At 42.6% G+C, this 17,548-nt stretch carries 16 protein-coding genes; 12 read left to right on the top strand and 4 right to left on the bottom strand.

The window, feature by feature from the left end; all coding sequences use genetic code 11:
• Position 1: 1 nt before the first annotated feature.
• From HYN43_RS10900 to HYN43_RS10885, 4 genes are all read left to right on the top strand, one after another.
• Positions 2 to 1,015 (top strand): PorP/SprF family type IX secretion system membrane protein, encoded by a 1,014-nt coding sequence (locus HYN43_RS10900; RefSeq protein WP_119409375.1) that lies wholly within the window; start codon positions 2 to 4, stop codon positions 1,013 to 1,015.
• A gap of 150 nt (positions 1,016 to 1,165) precedes the next feature.
• A complete protein-coding gene (locus HYN43_RS10895) occupies positions 1,166 to 1,570 on the top strand; it encodes a hypothetical protein (RefSeq protein ID WP_119409374.1) in 405 nt (134 codons plus the stop codon).
• A 17-nt stretch (positions 1,571 to 1,587) separates the two neighbouring features.
• Positions 1,588 to 1,815 carry a hypothetical protein gene (locus HYN43_RS10890; RefSeq protein WP_119409373.1) on the top strand — a complete coding sequence of 76 codons (228 nt, stop codon included), beginning with the start codon at positions 1,588 to 1,590 and terminating at the stop codon, positions 1,813 to 1,815.
• A 79-nt stretch (positions 1,816 to 1,894) separates the two neighbouring features.
• The gene (locus HYN43_RS10885) at positions 1,895 to 2,095 is read left to right on the top strand and encodes a hypothetical protein (protein ID WP_119409372.1); all 201 of its coding nucleotides are present in this window, start codon (positions 1,895 to 1,897) and stop codon (positions 2,093 to 2,095) included.
• A 72-nt stretch (positions 2,096 to 2,167) separates the two neighbouring features.
• On the opposite strand, the gene accD is transcribed toward HYN43_RS10885, so the two are convergent.
• Positions 2,168 to 3,013, bottom strand: a complete 846-nt coding sequence (gene accD, locus HYN43_RS10880; protein ID WP_119409371.1) for an acetyl-CoA carboxylase, carboxyltransferase subunit beta — start codon at positions 3,011 to 3,013, stop codon at positions 2,168 to 2,170.
• Positions 3,014 to 3,282: 269 nt separating this feature from the next.
• Between accD and fbaA the strand changes: the two genes are divergently transcribed.
• From fbaA to HYN43_RS10860, 4 genes are all read left to right on the top strand, one after another.
• Positions 3,283 to 4,362, top strand: a complete 1,080-nt coding sequence (gene fbaA / locus HYN43_RS10875; protein WP_119409370.1) for a class II fructose-bisphosphate aldolase — start codon at positions 3,283 to 3,285, stop codon at positions 4,360 to 4,362.
• 103 nt (positions 4,363 to 4,465) lie between these two features.
• On the top strand, positions 4,466 to 4,975 hold the full coding sequence (locus tag HYN43_RS10870; protein WP_119409369.1) for a low affinity iron permease family protein: 510 nt from the start codon (positions 4,466 to 4,468) through the stop codon (positions 4,973 to 4,975).
• On the top strand, positions 4,941 to 5,366 hold the full coding sequence (locus tag HYN43_RS10865; protein ID WP_119409368.1) for a GNAT family N-acetyltransferase: 426 nt from the start codon (positions 4,941 to 4,943) through the stop codon (positions 5,364 to 5,366). Before HYN43_RS10870 ends, HYN43_RS10865 begins: the two co-directional genes overlap by 35 nt.
• A 91-nt stretch (positions 5,367 to 5,457) precedes the next feature.
• Complete coding sequence (locus HYN43_RS10860; RefSeq protein WP_162996419.1) at positions 5,458 to 6,030, top strand: hypothetical protein; 573 nt, start codon at positions 5,458 to 5,460, stop codon at positions 6,028 to 6,030.
• Positions 6,031 to 6,112: 82 nt separating this feature from the next.
• On the opposite strand, the gene HYN43_RS10855 is transcribed toward HYN43_RS10860, so the two are convergent.
• Positions 6,113 to 6,883 (bottom strand): DNA-formamidopyrimidine glycosylase family protein, encoded by a 771-nt coding sequence (locus HYN43_RS10855; RefSeq protein ID WP_119411198.1) that lies wholly within the window; start codon positions 6,881 to 6,883, stop codon positions 6,113 to 6,115.
• A 46-nt stretch (positions 6,884 to 6,929) separates the two neighbouring features.
• Positions 6,930 to 7,985, bottom strand: a complete 1,056-nt coding sequence (locus tag HYN43_RS10850) for a winged helix DNA-binding domain-containing protein (RefSeq protein WP_119409366.1) — start codon at positions 7,983 to 7,985, stop codon at positions 6,930 to 6,932.
• Positions 7,986 to 8,075: 90 nt separating this feature from the next.
• Between HYN43_RS10850 and HYN43_RS30285 the strand changes: the two genes are divergently transcribed.
• Complete coding sequence (locus HYN43_RS30285) at positions 8,076 to 8,228, top strand: hypothetical protein (RefSeq protein WP_162996418.1); 153 nt, start codon at positions 8,076 to 8,078, stop codon at positions 8,226 to 8,228.
• Between the two features lie 68 nt (positions 8,229 to 8,296).
• Here the strand turns inward: HYN43_RS30285 and HYN43_RS10845 are convergent, their stop codons facing one another.
• Positions 8,297 to 9,919: a gliding motility protein RemB gene (locus HYN43_RS10845; RefSeq protein WP_245447244.1), complete on the bottom strand. Its 1,623-nt coding sequence runs from the start codon at positions 9,917 to 9,919 to the stop codon at positions 8,297 to 8,299.
• Between the two features lie 290 nt (positions 9,920 to 10,209).
• Between HYN43_RS10845 and HYN43_RS10840 the strand changes: the two genes are divergently transcribed.
• The 3 genes from HYN43_RS10840 (at position 10,210) to HYN43_RS10830 (ending at position 17,502) form a co-directional block, all read left to right on the top strand.
• Positions 10,210 to 13,233, top strand: a complete 3,024-nt coding sequence (locus tag HYN43_RS10840; RefSeq protein WP_119409365.1) for a glycosyltransferase family 117 protein — start codon at positions 10,210 to 10,212, stop codon at positions 13,231 to 13,233.
• Positions 13,234 to 13,395: 162 nt separating this feature from the next.
• Positions 13,396 to 15,969, top strand: a complete 2,574-nt coding sequence (locus HYN43_RS10835) for a DUF3857 domain-containing protein (protein ID WP_162996417.1) — start codon at positions 13,396 to 13,398, stop codon at positions 15,967 to 15,969.
• Positions 15,970 to 16,248: 279 nt separating this feature from the next.
• A complete protein-coding gene (locus tag HYN43_RS10830; RefSeq protein ID WP_119409363.1) occupies positions 16,249 to 17,502 on the top strand; it encodes a Pycsar system effector family protein in 1,254 nt (417 codons plus the stop codon).
• The last annotated feature ends 46 nt before the right edge of the window (positions 17,503 to 17,548 follow it).

The raw sequence follows: 17,548 nt of genomic DNA, 5'->3' as shown, positions 1-17,548 counted from the left end.
AATGAAAAGAATTTTATACATTATCACATTTGCCTTAGCCGCACAATTTTCAAGGGCTCAACAACGGCCGCAATACACGCAGTACGTTTTCAATAATTACCTGTTAAACCCTGCCCTAAGCGGTATTGAAAACTATACCGATGTAAAGCTGGGCTACCGCAGCCAGTGGACGGGCCTTGACGGTGCACCGGTAACGTCGTACTTTAGTATAAACGCGCCTATCGGCAATAATTTTTTACAGGGAGATGCCACGGCTTTTCCCGCAGGCGGAGGACTCAACCCCTCAAGCAGGGCATACACTCAAAACTATATGGCTGCCGAACCGCATCACGGTGTTGGTTTAACTATCGTATCTGATAAAACAGGTCCTATTTCGCAAACCAATATCGATGCAACCTATGCCTATCACCTGGGCATAACCGAAAAGCTGAATCTTGCGGTAGGTGTTTCCGGAGGGTTTAGCCATAATATGATTGATAAATCGAAACTGAATCCGGCAGTTGCCGATGACCCGACAATTAGGGATCTGGCAGGAAGCCAATGGAAACCGGATTTGGGTATAGGTGTCTGGGCTTATTCTTCAAATTACTTTTTTGGCGTGTCGGCGCAGCAAATTCTGCCTCAAAATTTGTACATAACCACTTCAACAAGCAGTGTGCAAAATAAAACAGTGCCTCATTATTTTGTAACAGGCGGTGTAAAGCTTTTTGTATCTGAAGATATTACCCTTATGCCATCGGCCTTATTAAAATTCATAGCGCCGGTTCCGGTTACTTTTGATGTGAATATGAAGATGTCGTTCCAGGATAAGTTTTGGATAGGAGGGTCGTACAGGCGGAATGATTCGTATGCGGCTTTGGTTGGGTTTAACTTAAGTTCGTTAATCAATGTTGGCTATTCGTACGATTTTACTACATCTGCCCTGAACACAGTAAGTCATGGCTCGCATGAGATTGTGCTTGGTATCCTGCTTAATAACCGCTATAAGGTTACCTGCCCGCAGCATACTTTTTAAGTATCAGAAAATTATATACGATGCGATACATTTGCCTACCTGGTGATGTATCGCATTTGTTTTTTATGGAATTTTATTTCTTATAACGAAATAAATTAAAACAATCCGCCGATTTGATGGGTTTTAATAATAACTAAAAAATTAAAACCTATGAATACGAATAATGAAAGCTGGAACAACCAGGATAACGAGCGCAATGATTTTGAAAATAATAACAATTCATTTTCGGTAAACGGAGGGGACGCCTATAACAACGACGAACTGGAAAATGACGATGTTGACCTGGGCACCGACGATATTGTTGATTATGATGATAACAACCGCGAGGTAGAACAGCCACCCCAAAAGGAAAGCGTAGGCACGCATAGCCAAAGTGAAGTTAACCAGGTAAATCGAAGCGCAGATACCTCATTCAGCGAGCAAACCGATGTAACGCCGCCAAACAAAAAAGAATTTCCATCAACAGGCCCGGCCAAAACCGATTTTGAAAGCCGCCCGCAAGGCCGTACCACCGGCCGGATGGTTGGGCACGAGCCAGGAACCGAGGGTATTTAATGAAAGGAGGCTTTATTATGAGCGATTATAAAGATGAAATAGCACCCAACAACAGCAGTAAAGAAGAACGCGAAAGTAATACTAATGATGCTGATTGGGGCGCTGATAAAAGCAAAGGCGGTCTGGAAACAGAGGGCCCGCAAAAAAAGCAGTATAATGTATTGAATGAGGACGGCAGCCTGGCCGATCTTCCCGATCAGGATGTTGAGGGTGCGGGAGCCGGCGATGGCACTATAGGAGGTTAATAGTAACTTCGGCTTTAATCAATAAAAAGCAGTTAGCATTTCTAACTGCTTTTTTATATTTGAGGCAAAAGCAACCTGAATGAACTGGGAAATATTGTACCACCTGCCTTTCATATTTATCGTGGCCGTCCTTACCCAGCCGGGTTTAAAGAAGCTTATTGGCAAGTGGGTGAGTGGCTGGGGGTACTATGCAATTCTTATTGCTATAAGCATCCTTATTTACATAGCGATCCTTGCGATATTGTTGTGGATCTTTTTTCATGATACCCGAAACGATTAATCACCACAACGATATTAACAGGAAAGGCCATCTGAAACAGACGGCCTTTCTTGTTAATATGGATCCGGAACTTTAGTTCTTCATCATTTTAATAAATGATGATAGTTTCTCCTTCATCTCTCTTCTATCTACAATAAAATCAAGGAAGCCATGTTCCTGCACAAACTCGGCAGTCTGGAAGCCTTTCGGAAGATCTTTTTTAATGGTTTCTTTAATAACCCTTGGGCCGGCAAAGCCAATCAGCGCGCCCGGTTCGGCAATGTTGATATCGCCAAGCATGGCGTATGATGCTGTTACACCACCGGTGGTAGGATCAGTAAGTAATGAAATGTACGGAATTTTAGCCTGCGATAACAAAGCCAGTTTAGCCGATGTTTTGGCCATTTGCATTAATGAAAATGCCGCCTCCATCATACGGGCACCTCCCGATTTAGAGATCATCAGGAAAGGAACTTTATGTTCGATGCAATAGTCGATAGAGCGTGCAATTTTTTCGCCCACTACCGAACCCATCGAACCTCCGATGAAGTTAAAATCCATACAGGCGATAACCAGGTCCTGCCCCTCAATTTTGCCGGTTGCCGAACGGATTGCATCTTTTAAACCGGTTTTCTTTTGGGTTTCCTTCAGCCTGTCGGTATACTTCTTGGTATCCTCAAAGTGTAAAGGGTCGCCTGAAGTAAGCTCGGGGAAAAGCTCTGTAAATTCGTTATTATCAAACAGTACCGAAAAATATTCTTTTGAACCTATGCGCAGGTGGAAGCCACAGTAATGGCACACATATTGATTTTCTACCTGTTCAGAATAGTGTAAAGGCTTCTTACAATTAGGGCATTTATTCCAGATGCCATCGGGGGCTTCCTTCTTTTCCTCAGTAGTCGTAATTATCCCTTTCAACTCTCGTTTAAACCATGCCATATCTGTGTCTAACTCTTTCAATTGGCTACAAAGAAACAAAAAATATTAAACATGTAGGGTTCGTATTCAAAAAGATATAAACGGCCAAATTGTTTACCTCCAACTAAAATAGTTTTTTAATATCAAATTGGCAATAAAACAGGTTGATTATTAATAATTCATATTACTTTAACAAAGTAAGCCTATTTTTACTATCGTTTTAATATACTTTTAAGATTACTTACCTGTTTTAAAGAATTTTTATAACTTCGGGGCCCAAATAAACGCTAATGGACATAAAAAATTATAAAGGTGTTCTGCACGGCGATCAGGTGCAGGAACTATTTGAAGCAGCAAAAAAGCATCAGTTTGCTTTACCGGCAGTAAACGTAATTGGTACTAACACTATCAATGCAGTTATGGAAACAGCTAAGGCTGTTAACTCTCCGGTTATTATCCAGCTGTCAAATGGCGGTGCTCAGTTTTACGCCGGCAAATCATTGGATAATTCAAAACTTCAGGCCTGTATTTTAGGCGGTGTTTCTGCTGCAAAGCACGTTCACCTGCTGGCCGAGCACTATGGCGTAGCGGTTATTTTGCATACAGACCATGCTGCAAAAAAATTATTGCCATGGATTGATGGCTTGCTGGATCATGGCGAGAAATTTTTTGCTGAAACAGGCAAACCGTTGTTCTCATCACACATGCTCGATCTTTCGGAAGAGCCTATCGAAGAGAATATCGAAATTTCGGCCAAATACCTTGAGCGCATGGCTAAAATGGGTATGACCCTCGAGATTGAGTTAGGTGTTACCGGTGGCGAAGAAGATGGCGTTGATAACTCAGACGTTGATAGTTCACGTTTATATACCCAGCCCGAAGAGGTTTCTTACTCGTACGAGCACCTTTCAAAAGTTAGCCACCGTTTTACTGTAGCAGCAGCTTTTGGTAACGTGCATGGTGTTTACAAACCGGGCAACGTAAAATTACAGCCGGTTATCCTGCACAACTCCCAGGAATATGTAAAACAAAAATTTGGCTTGGCCGATGAAAAACCAATCAACTTCGTATTCCACGGTGGTTCGGGTTCATCTCAGGAAGAAATTCGTGAGGCTATCTCGTACGGTGCCATTAAAATGAATATCGATACTGATATGCAATGGGCTTACTGGGAAGGTATTAAAAACTACTACCAGGAAAAAGAAGGATACCTGCAAAGCCAGATTGGCAGCCCGGATGGCGAGGATTCTCCAAACAAAAAATACTACGACCCACGTGTTTGGTTACGTAAAGGCGAAGAAAACTTTGTAAAAAGGCTTTCTGCAGCGTTTGAAGATTTGAACTGTATCGACGTACACAGCAAACTATAATATTCATCAAAAACTAACAAAAGCGCCTGTACATTTGTTGTGCAGGCGCTTTGTTGTTTAAAGGCAGCGAAGCTTGCACCATGAAAGTTAAAAATCTACTAAAATGACAGAGGTTCGTAAAAAAAAGAGAAACTTATTTGAGCGTTTTGCCAATTGGGCTACTATTGCCACCGGTAGTTCAGGAGCCTTTATAATTGCTTTTGGAATTATCATTGTATGGGGGATAACCGGGCCATTGTTCCATTATTCGGATACCTGGCAACTGGTTATCAATACCGGTACTACCATTGTTACTTTTTTAATGGTTTTCCTGATCCAGAAATCGCAGAATAAAGATTCGAAAGCGATACATTTGAAACTGAACGAGTTGCTGGCCTCGCACCAGGGCGCAAGTAACCGGATGGTTGATATTGAAGATATTACCGAAAAGGAACTCGATCAGCTGCATAAGTTTTACGTAGAGCTTGCAGATCTGGCCGAAGAGGAAGATGATATTACCTGCACGCACTCGATTGATGCGGCCCGCGAAAATCATACCACCAAGCTTAATAATTATAAAACAAAACCGCATTACATCAATGCCCGCAAAAATCATAGTAAAAAAAGCCGCTGAGCAGGCTGATTTGGATAAGATACATGCCATCAGGTACGAAGTGTTTGTTATTGAGCAAAACTGCCCACCCGATTTGGAGATAGAACATAATGAGGACTCCACACATTTTTTAGCTACGGTTGATGGCCAGCCCGCCGGAGCCTGCCGCTGGCGTAAAACCGAAAATGGTTATAAACTGGAGCGGTTTGCGGTGCTTAAAAATTTCAGAGGCTATGGCCTGGGCCAGGAAATGGTTAAAGCTGTTTTGGCCGATTTGCCGGTAGATGCTGATTATGTTTACCTCAATTCGCAAACGCATGCGGTGTCTTTCTACAAAAAATTAGGCTTTGAAGAAAGCGGTCCCGAATTTGAAGAGGCAGGCATTAAACATTACCGGATGGTAAAAAAGTGATATCAAATTTTTATAATTTTTTAACAGATGCTGCAACCAAATTAAAGTTTGCAGCATCTTCTGTTTAGTACATCATCTAAATCAAATTTTTATGTTAAATCTGAATCTTATTCCCCAAAGATTATTAATGGTGCTTTTGCTGTTTGTGGTGTCCATTAACGCAATGGGCCAGGATAAAATCAAAACCATCGGCAACAAGCTTCGCAGCGGATCAACCAATACAACTTTTGATGCGGTTAAAGGCAAGCTGGTTGGCGTTGAAATGAATGCCGGTAAAAAACAGGTGCAATTACTCAAGCTTAGTTTTCACACCGCAAACCGCTCGAGCGATAGTGTTGCCTTTAAAGTTAACGTTTACCAAATGGCCGGCAAATACCCCAACAACGTTAATCTGGTAACTGACGAAGTTAAAGGCTATATCCAAAAATACCGCGACGGAAACCCTCAGTTAACAACGATTGACCTATCGGCTTACAACATTAAAGTTGCCGGTGATATTGTGGTAGCCATTGAGTTTCTGGAAACAAAAAATGGTTCAAACATCGGCTTTTCATGCGGCCTGCTAAATGGTGGCACTTTTCACCGCGACAGCGAGGCAGCCGGGTGGAAAAAGATCCCGGTGGTTGGAGCGGATTTTAGCGTGCGGGTAAAAAAGCTTAATTAAATGCATCGGCTGGTCAAACTTACGAGGTTTTAAAAGCTTCGTAAGTTTTGCAAATCCCGGAATCTGTAAACCTGATAAACCTCTATTCGAACAATTCCTGCTCATCGGTATAATAAGTTTTCCGCGATCCTTCTTTCACCAAAATATAGGCCCCGGTTGGGCTTTGCTTCTTTTTAGAGTTGTGGATGTTCATAAAATCGCGCACCTCGCCGTTAATGATATCCGGGTTGGCTTTAAGGATACTTTTTTCGGCATCTTGTAAAACCGTTTTGATGGATTTTATTAAACCGCTCAATTTGGCTTCGGGAATTTTGTTACTTACCGAAAAAGGGGAGAGCCGGGCGTGCCAAAGAATTTCATCGGCATAAGCATTACCTATTCCGCGCAAAATTTTCTGATCAAGCAATACTGTTTTGATATTGGTTTTTGTTTTGGCCAGGCGTTTGGTTAAAAAATCAACCTCTACTTCAAGCGCATCCGGTACGTCTGTTTTAGCCGGATTGAGGGTAGGGGTAGCTATACCCTGAAAATCGGTTAATACCAAACCACTGCCATCTTTAAAATGCAGTTCAATGATTGGGTACTTGTTTTCATTTTTGCCTTCAAACAAAAACAGTTTGCCGTGCAACATTAAATGCAGGCCAAGTACATCTCCTTTATTAAACCTGATATGCAATTCCTTGCCTTCGCGGTAAACTTTTTCAAGTTGCTGCCCGGTAAGGATATCATTAAGCTCTTTTACACCTACATTTAACTTTTTAGTGTTAGGTACGATGATTTCTTTTACGGTTTTACCACTGAGTTTTTTTTGCAGGTTGTGGCTAAATGCCTGCAGGTCGGGTAGTTCGGGCATGGTATGTTGTTTTATATGGGTGAATAATAAGTTTGTTGATGTTTTATTAAAGTAAGCCGTTAAATTTTTTGAAACGTTGCGAGGCTGTTTCAATAGCTTTGGTTTGCGCTTTGTTCAGATTGCCATAAGGCTTAATTTCAATATCGATATTATTTTTACCAACAGTACGACTCCAGTTGCCGATAACCTGGTTGTTTATCATAACAGCAGGAAAAAAGGTAACATCCCCTGTTTTATCGAGATATTTTGCAGGTATAATGGCTTCACGGTTTTTATAAGCGATGATCAGCTCATCATAAACCGGCAAAAGGCAGGATGCTGATTTGATCGCTATATCCGGATTTGCATCTGCATGCATCCAATAGGTTTTTCCTTCTGCCGTGATATTGGTTAGCGAGTCCTTATTGATCTTAATTCCCGCTTTAGCGTCAGCAACCGTTAAGCCCGACCAATGTACAAAATCGTTTACTGTAGCCGGGCCGCGACTTGAGAAATATGCTAAAACTAATCGCGCCACTGCCTCGTCCCTGTCAATTACCGGAGTGATCGGTGCCCGTTCGTCAAGCAGCGCGTAGGTGAATTGTTTTCCTTCGCGCGCGCCGCTGCAAATCAGTTGATCAAGCTCGGCCTTCATCAGCAAAATGGTAAGCCGCAAATCGTTGGTTGCTATGCCTGCGCTATTTAATAGCTCGGTTATGGTTTTGCGTGTTAGCTGTTTGCCGCCTTCCATTGCCTTGGCCAGTATATTATGGCTTTTGTTAAATATTGCACTGTCTACTTCCTGTTGTTTGTACATCGTGGCATTGCCTGCATCAATACGGGGCGCGGTGAGTGCAAGCAGCCAGCGGATATCCTGCGGTAATACAAAATGCCAGGTTGGCCGTAATACATGTGTGCGTAATATGGCTCCGGCGTTTACTGCTTTCTCCACGGCTTTATCCGTTGGTGATAGCATGCGCAAGCCTATAGCCCATTTGGCATAGCTATATTCCTGTGCTTGCATGGCTACCATATACTTAACAACATCTTCGGGCTTTTTAAATTTATCGTAGTTGAGGCATTGGTTGTAAACCCGCATGCGGGCTATTTGGCTTAGCGTCATGTTTAATATGCTGCTTGTTTATTCAAATTAACAATACAGAATTGACAACCGTTTGTCAGCAGCAAAAAAAGTTTTACTTTGGATGTTGGTATGGATAGGATAGATTCGAAATACTTTATAGCCGCAGCGGCAATAGGCCTTGCCATTGGTCTTGCCTTACATAACCTTGCTGTAGGTATAGCAATGGGCGTTGCAATGGGCTTAGCAATAGGTTCAAGAAAAAAGAAGGGAAATAACTCCTGAGATAGGGCAAAGACTAACAATTCATACTTACGGGGTTTTAACTCCCGTAAGTATGAATCAGGAGTTTATTAAAAATCGTGGTACAAATTCCGGAACGAACTTCTTAAACCAAAAGTAATCAGGGTGTTTTTTGTATCCTTCTGAGCATTTTTTTCCTGGCGATACAGTGCGCCAAGTTCAAAGCGCAGGTTGTATTTGGGGTTCAGGATGTAGGCTACCGTTCCTTCACCATAGTATAATTGGGTGCTTAGTCCCTGTCCAACTGTGGTTGTGTTGTTGGCCGATGGAACAAATGGTTTGGTGATATCCATCCCAAAATTATCGTTTTTGGTTGCATCAAGACCATATTTGGCGTAATTGATCTGCCCCTGGAAATCAAACCTGCCCACCGAATAGTTCAGGATGCCCAATACTTCTCTAAAGTTAGCGCCAAGTGGGTGGGCCAGCGCATCGCCATAAAAAGTATAGCTGCCTATTAGTTTGGTATCAGTATAGGTGTACGGCTTAACAGTATTATACTCAAACAGGTAATTCAGCCTTTTTACTTTGAAGATATCTGCCCCGCGGATCCCCAGCTGCCAGCCGTTGGTATTATCAGCATTATTGCCCGAAAAGAAGTTGCTGCCTTTAAACCTGTCAAACATAATCTGTCCGTACAGCGCTGTTTTATCCAGAATTTTGTATTTGGCGTTAAAGCCTAAAAATACGTTGTCTTTACCGCCGCCCGGGCCTAATGAGCTTGTAAAAAGCACGGGGTTAACAAAATTAGCGTCGAAGCCGCGTTTTTTTGCCTGATCGTCTGTTTCGGGAGTAATAAGGGCATTAAACATACCAAATGACACTCTTTTGCTGATATTCCAGTCGATGTAGTGAAACAGGGCCCATTTGCGCGGGTTGCTGCCAAAGAAGGTATCGTAAGGAGGTTGCCTTAAATCCTGGATGTAGGCCCATGCTATCATATAACGCACGGGGCCCAAATCGGCCGTAAGCCTGAGTAAAGGCATGTTCGAAGCAAAATCCGACAGTAGCACCGAGCGGTAGCCATCGCCGATAAACATTTTGTCTTCGCCCAAGGTAATATTCAGTTTTTGGGTAGGAGAGTAAGATAATATAGCGGTTACGTACGACCAATCCTGTGAGTTTTGCGGCTGCCCGTTGTAATGCCTTGCATAAGCCTGGCCGGGGATGAAACGATGATCGTTTACATAATCATTATAATACGAAACAAACTTGGCCGAGTTTTCAAAACCGCTGCTGTAAAATGAAAATTTATCGCCAACGGTGCCGCCAAGCTGAAAGCCGCGGGTATTTAGATTGGTTGATTTGCTGTTGTTAAAATCGCGGCCTACCTGTAAATCGGTTATATAATCGGCGTAAAAGGTATAGCCCTTGTCTTTAACATCAAAAAGGTGCTCATTAAACAGTTTGCGCCCGCCCCAGGTTTTGCGCTCGCGTATACCCACATTCATCACCGAATCATAGGTATGCAAAATGGTGCTGTCTATTAAAAAAGGCCTCAGCGATGTATGTGAAGAACTTTTTACAGAATATATATCAGCATTAAATTTTTGATACAGCTGGTACGAGTTTGGCAAATAAACTGATTGCGCCTTACTGAGCTGTGCTGTAAATAAAATGCACGCAGCAGCAATAAGGGCCTTTCGTAAGTTTAGGGAGTAGATATTTTGCATCGCAACAAAGTAAGGATTATTTGTTGTAAGTTAAAAATTTGATTGTTAAAAGCGTAATGCTCAATGCAGAAAGCAAAAAGCGTAAAGCAGAAAACTCAAAGCCCAAAGCGGGATTCAATTGCTTTTAGCCTTGAGCTTTCTGCTTTAAGCTCAAAGCAGGATGTTTCGTTAAAACCAAGAGGCTAAAAGTTAATTATTGTTAAATTTTGTCAGGCAAGGGTGTTTTTTTTTTATAAGTTATAAAAATCATGATATTTGCCGCGCTATTAAATCAATTGATATACTATTAAATGCAGTACAAAAAAATCAATAACCTATTGGGTTGGCTATGTTTTGTTATAGCCTCAATAACCTATATTTTAACACTGGAACCATCTGTAAGTTTTTGGGATTGCGGCGAATTTATTTCATGCGCCTACCGTTTGCAGGTAGCCCACCAGCCTGGTTACCCTGTTTTTGCCATGATTGGCAAGGTTTTGTCGCTGCTTTCATTTGGTGATAACACTAAGGTGCCTTTCTTTACCAATATGGGTTCGGCGCTGGCCAGCGGTGCTACCATCATGTTTTTATTTTGGACAATTACTGCCTTTGCCAAAAAATTGATGCTTGAAAAGCGTACCGACAAAATTGATAATTATAAATTATACGTTATAATGGGTGCCGGTTTGGTAGGCGCGCTTGGCTTTACCTACACCGATACCTTCTGGTTTTCGGCTGTTGAAACTATTGTGTTTGCTTTATCGTCGTTATGTACTGCCATTGTGTTTTGGGCTATCCTGAAATGGGATGAACATGCTGACGAGGCGGGAGCTGATAAATGGATCGTTTTCATTGCTTACGTTATCGGTTTATCAATAGGCATTCACCTGCTTAACCTGTTAACCATCCCTGCTATCGGTATGGTATATTATTTCCGCCGCAGTAGAAATGTAACCGTTGGTGGCAGCATCCTTGCCTTTTTAGCCGGTGTGGTGATACTTGGTTTGGTGCAATACGGTATCAGGGGCTATACTATCAAGTTTGCCGCTTACTTCGATCTGTACTTTGTTAATTCGCTGGGTATGGGTTTTGGTACCGGCGCGTTCTTTTTTATCCTGATTATTATTGCTGCCATTGTATTTGGTATCGTTTACAGTATCCGCAAAAAGAAACCTGTGCTTAACCTGGCATTGCTTTGCGTTGCGTTTATTTATTTTGGTTACGGCTCGTTTGCTTATATCCCAATCCGCGCTACTGCCAACCCCGACTTGAATAACTCTCACCCTGATAATGCTTTCACTTTGTATGGTTACCTTAACAGGATCCAGTACGGAGAAGTTCCTTTATTAAGCGGCCCTTTTTATGACGCACAGGCTGTTGATCAAAAGCAAGGCAGTATCATTTACCGCAAAGGAAAAACGCAATATGAAAATGCCGGCAGGAAAATTGATTATGTTTATGATCATACAACCCCGCTGCCGCGTATGTACAGCACTGATGGTAATGATGTGCAGTTTTACAAACAATGGCTGCGCATTCCCGATGGGCAGGTGCCAACCATGGGCGATAACCTGAAATGGATGGTAAGCTGGCAGATGTACCAGATGTACTGGCGCTACTTTTTCTGGAATTTTGTTGGCCGCTATAATGATGCCGATGGCCAGCAAAGTACCGAAGGTATTGACGGCAACTGGACCAGCGGCCTTTTTGATGGTGGTAAACACCTGCCAAAATCGGTAACAGCCGCAAATACTTACACGCCGTTATATGGCCTGCCATTACTTATCGGTTTAATCGGTTTGTTTTATCACGTAAACAAGCGCGGTAATGATGCCTTGATTGTTGCCCTGTTATTTTTCTTTACCGGTTTGGCTATTGTATTATACGTAAACCAGGCCTCGGTACAGCCCCGCGAGCGCGATTACTCGTATGTAGGCTCGTTTTATGCCTTTGCTATATGGATAGGTCTTGGCGTTATAGCCATTGCCGAATTTGCCCGCAAATATATTGATGGTAAACTCGCCGCTATCGGTTCAACAGTTATTGGCCTGTTGATTTGCCCTGTTTTACTGGCTGCCAAAGAGTGGGGCGATCATGATCGTTCAACCAAAATGACGCCGCATGATATGGCTTATAACTACCTGATATCGTGCCCGCCAAATGCTATTTTATTTACTTATGGGGATAATGATACCTACTCGTTATGGTATGACCAGGAAGTTGAAGGCATCCGCCCGGATGTGCGCATTGTTAACCTGAGCTTGTTTACCGGCGACTGGTACATCCGCCAGATGCAGAAACCAATGAACGCTTCGGCACCGCTGCCTATCACCATGCCTTTTGACAAGTACAAAGAAGGGGTGAGGGATGTGGTTTATTTTAACGATCAGAAACTGGCAGATGCGCAGGATGTAAAAGAGGTTTTTGATTTTATCACTTCGGATGATAAAGCTGCGAAGATGCAATTATCAAACGGTGAAGAAGCCAATTATCTGCCAACAAAAAGCCTTAAAATGGATATTAATGCCGATGAGGTGGTTGCCAACGGTGTAGTAACACCCGGGCAGAAAAGCAAACTGGCCAAAACCATGGAATGGAAATATACATCAAACTATGTAACCAAAGAAAACCTGGCCATGTTTGATATATTAGCCCATAACAACTGGAAACGCCCCATCTGCTTTACAACCACCATTGGTAACGAAAACCTGGTGGGATTACAGCCATACCTGTATAAGGAGGGTTTTACCTATCACCTGATCCCTTTCCAAAAAGATACCGCAGTACACGATCAGCTAAGTAAGGTGAATACCGAGGTAATGTATACCAACGTAATGACCAAGTTTAAGTTCGGTAACTTTAAAAAGGCTAAATATCTTGATCATGAGTCAACATCGATGTTTTACCCGGTAATGGTAACCACATTCCTTGATCTGGCGCAGAGCCTGGTTGAAGAAGGCAAAACCGAAAAAGCCTTGAACGTAGTTAGAAAATATGATGCCGAGCTGCCCGATCTGTATCCGTATGTAGATGTGGCAGGCCGTAAGCTCTATTTAGCACGCCTGGCTTACGAACTTCATGATGTGGTATTGGGCAACAAGCTTTCAAAAAATATTGATGCCTATCTTACAGATCAGCTGGATTACAATGCCTATTTACTTACTCAAGACATCAACAGCATTAACGGCCGCGATGTGCAGATAGGTATGCAGGTGCTTAACGGCCTCGCCCAGTTTGCCAAGGATAATCATCAAACGTCCCTGGCTAACCAGTTTGATACTCAGTTGAAAAATTATGAAACTAAGTTCCGCGCTGTGTTGGGTGGCGGTCAATAAAATTTGATTTTTTTAGTGATAGGGCAAAGCCATCTCTGTTTGAGGTGGCTTTGTTGGTTTATGGGGTTACCGTCCCTAACATATAAAATAACCATTCATAAACCGTTAAATATTAAAATAATTACCTCAAAGTCGCCCCGATTAATTATTTTCATAGCCGGTATGCAAAAGCTTTTTAAAATACATTTTAGGTTTTCCCTTTGTTTGGTGGTGTTGATTTGGTGCAGCGGGGCTGCTTTTGCCGATACACCTACGGTACATATATCGGCTAAGCCGGTATGGATCAATGCACTTAAACCTTACAATCAAAGGCCATCAGGGCGTACTATCGAACGGGGATTTTATTATGCACTGATAGAGCAGCAGGTTCAGGTTGAAAAACAGGCCGATTATAACCACATCATTCGCGAAATAGTTTCTGAAACCGGCATCCAGAACGCCTCGCAAATCTCGGTAAGTTTCGATCCAGCCTACGAAAGGCTCGATTTTCATGATATCACCGTATGGCGCGATGGCAAACCGTTAAACCGTTTAAAAGCATCAGCATTTAAAGTTTTGGCCGATGAACAGGATCTGTCCAATTTTATTTACCAGGGCAGTTTTTCGGCGTTGTGTATTCTTGATGATATCCGCAAAGGCGACAGGATCGAATATTCCTACACCATAACAGGCCGCAACCCGATATTGAATGGTAAGTTTTGCAGTAACCTGTATTTTCAGTGGGGTACGCCAATTTCGCATCATTATACCGCGGTGATTGCCTCATCGCAACGTAAACTGAATTTTAAAACTTTTAATAAAGTTCCCAAACCGGTTATAAGCCAAAATAACGGTTTAACAACTTATGCCTACGAGGGCTTTCAAATTCCGCCGGTGCATGATGATGATAACCAGCCATCGTGGTATGATGAACGCGGTATTATACAAGTGAGCGAGTTTAATACCTGGGGCGATGTGGTTAACTGGGCGCTAAGCATCAACCCGCCGTCACTAAATATCCGGGGCGATTTAGGCAGCCGCATAGCACAACTTAAAAAAGAAGCAGGTGCCAATAAAGAAAAATATTTCAGAGCGGCAGTCCGCACCGTACAGCAGGAGGTGCGCTACATGGGCATAGAAATAGGCGAATACTCGCACCGTGCCAACAACCCCGAAAAGGTATTTAAGCAGCGTTATGGCGATTGTAAGGATAAATCATTATTGCTGGTATCTATGTTAAAGGCAAATGATATTGATGCACAAATGGTATTGGTAAATGCCGATATGAACGAGCATGTGGATCAGTATATCCCTACAGCCTACGCTTTTAACCATGCTGTGGTAACAGCCAATGTAAACGGAAAACAGGTTTGGGTTGATGCAACTATGGATAACCAGGGGGGTGAAGGAACCGATATTTACTTTCCACGGTATGGTAAAGGGCTGGTGTTAAAAGCCGGTAACAGTGCACTTACAACTATCCCGCCCGCTAAAGGAGGTTCAATAACTGCTGAGGATATTTATACCATAAAAAATGTTAAATCGCCGGTATTGTTTACGGTTAAAACAACATACGCAGGCGATGAGACCGATTATATCCGTGGCAAGCTGGAATCATCGGGCATGGCCGAAACCGAAAAAAACTATCTTGATTATTACTCAAAAATTTACAATAAAATTGAAGCCAAAGATTCGATAATAGTAAAGGACGATCTGAAAAAAAACATCCTCACCACCATCGAAACCTATAAAGTGGGCGACTTTTTGAAAAAAGACTCAACGTCGGATAAGTTTACTGCCGATTTATTTGCCAACGTTATTAATAACCAGTTTCCGTCAATAACCAGCCGTACCAAAACACCGGTTAGTGTTACTTACCCTTATGATGCAAATTATACCATCAAGGTGGTGTTACCCGGCGGCTGGGATATTAATGAAGCTCATGATGCCATCAGTCGCGATTATTATCACTACGAATCAAATTTCAGTTCGGCAGGGGATACGCTTTCACTGAATTATAAGCTTTCTTTTTTAAAGGATAATGTACCGGTAAACAAACTGGACGAGTTTAGGACAGATATCAAAAAACTGAACAACACCAGCCTCGGCTACAGCTTTTCGTATACGCCCGACGAGGTTGCAAAGCCCGCAACCGTTAACAGCATCCTGGTGCTTATTGCATTTTTGGTAACGGTTGCGCTTATTGTGCTTGGCGTATGGCTTTACCAGCGCGAAACGCCGGGTATTGTATTTGCTTATGGTTCAACTTTTGTCCCCCTTGGCGGTTGGTTAATAGTGGTAGCCGTTTTTTTAGGTGGGATGGTGGTTTCGTCGGTATGGGGATTATCAAGCCAAAACTACTTTAATATCACTTCCTGGAATTCGGCAGCGGTAAAAAACATTGCCGAACATCGTTTCCTTATTATTCTCGAAACGCTTGGAAATATTATAGTGGCCTGTTATGCCATGTTTTGCCTGGCTTTATTGCTAAACCGCCGCGATATATTGCCGCAGTATATCATCGGTTTCTTTGTTTTCCGGGCGGCGACCAGCCTGGCTGTTTACTACGTTGCTTTCAACCTTTACGGCACCGTGAGCGACCTGGCTATGCAGGCGCTGGTTGGTTCATTCATTGTAGCAGCCATTTGTGTTCCTTATTTCCGCAAATCTTCGCGCGTGCATGAAACCTTTATCGTACCGTATCCGCCATATAACTACAGTTATGAAGGCCCCGGCACAGAAGACGCCAGGGGATAACAGGTTTGATAGTTAGCTATAAAGGGAATGTGTTACCTGCGTGTTTTGTATTAAAGCTTTCGCTTTTTCACGATATATCGTTATTTCTGAAATGTGTTTACCGTCAAGTATCTGATAGCCAGTACGCCCTGCCTGTGGCATATACTTTGCTTTTGTCGCCATGTATATTTCCGGCCCTTAAATAAACATTAATCAATATTTTATGTTTCTGCCTGTTGATGGCTGTAATTAGGGATTTTTAAAATAAATTTGATTTACATTTAACGATAAAAAACTACGATGAAATTTCAACCGCTGTTAGAACAGGTAAAGCAGTACGTTATATCCTATTTTGATGTTCACCACGATCCCGACTTAATTTACCACAACCTGCGTCATACTAAAGATGTGGTTGCAGCGGCCACCCAAATAGCAAATCATTATCAGCTAAGCGATGAGGACTTTTTCGCCGTGATCTCTGCCGCCTGGTTTCACGATACCGGCTACTTTACAGATAAAGCCGATCATGAGAGTAAAAGCGTAGGCATAGCCGATCACTTTTTAAAACAGCATAAAGTTGAGCAAGCTGTTATTGATAAGGTAGATGGCTGTATCCTGGCCACCCGCATGCCACAAAATCCAACCAATCTTTTACAGCAGATTATATGCGATGCAGACCTGTTTCATTTAGGTACCGATGATTTTAAAGATAAAAACAAGTTGCTGCGCAAAGAGATGGAAGCCTGCAAAAAACGCGATATCGATAAAGATGAATGGCGCGCCTACAACATCGAGTTTTTGCAGGGACACGACTACTACACCGACTATTGCCGTTTGCTGCTTAACGATCAAAAACAGAAAAACCTGCAAAAGCTAATTGAAAAGCAGGCAGAGGTAGAGGTACGTGATACCCCGGATCAAATAACCACAATCACTACAACCAATACCGATGGCGGTACCATTATCACTGCCGAGAAGGAAAAGGAACACGATGATCATGATAAAGATCATGGCAAAAAGCACAAAAGCGACCGCCCCGACCGTGGTATCGAAACCATGTTCCGCATCAGTTCAAGCAACCATCAGCGGCTGAGCGATATGGCCGATAACAAGGCCCATATCATGATTACGGTTAACTCCATCATCCTGTCGGCCATTATCAGTTTGGTGCTGCGTAAGCTGGATGAGCACTCTGCGCTGCTGATCCCTACATTTATGCTGCTTTCGGTAAGTTTGGCTACCATGATATTTTCTATTCTTTCTACGCGGCCATCTATCCCGCCGGGTTTGTTCAGTCCTGCTGATATCGAAACAAAAAAAGTTAACCTGCTGTTTTTCGGTAATTTCTACCGCATGTCGTACGATGCCTACAGCGATGGTATGGAAAAGATGATGGACGACCGCGATTTTCTATACGGCAGCCTCATCCGCGATAACTATTCGCAGGGCGTAGTACTGGGTAAAAAGTACAGGCTGTTAAGAGTTTCGTATAACATATTCATGTTCGGGTTAATTGTTTCGGTAATAGCGTTCATTATATCATCATTATTGTAAACGGCAGGTTTTTCGCCAAAACTATTGTTAAGTCGGTAGTACCTGG

This window comes from Mucilaginibacter celer (assembly GCF_003576455.2).
In the GTDB taxonomy this organism is placed as follows: Bacteria; Bacteroidota; Bacteroidia; order Sphingobacteriales; family Sphingobacteriaceae; genus Mucilaginibacter; species Mucilaginibacter celer.
Note: the sequence above shows the minus strand (reverse complement) of the source record. Positions and strands in the feature narration are given on the sequence as shown.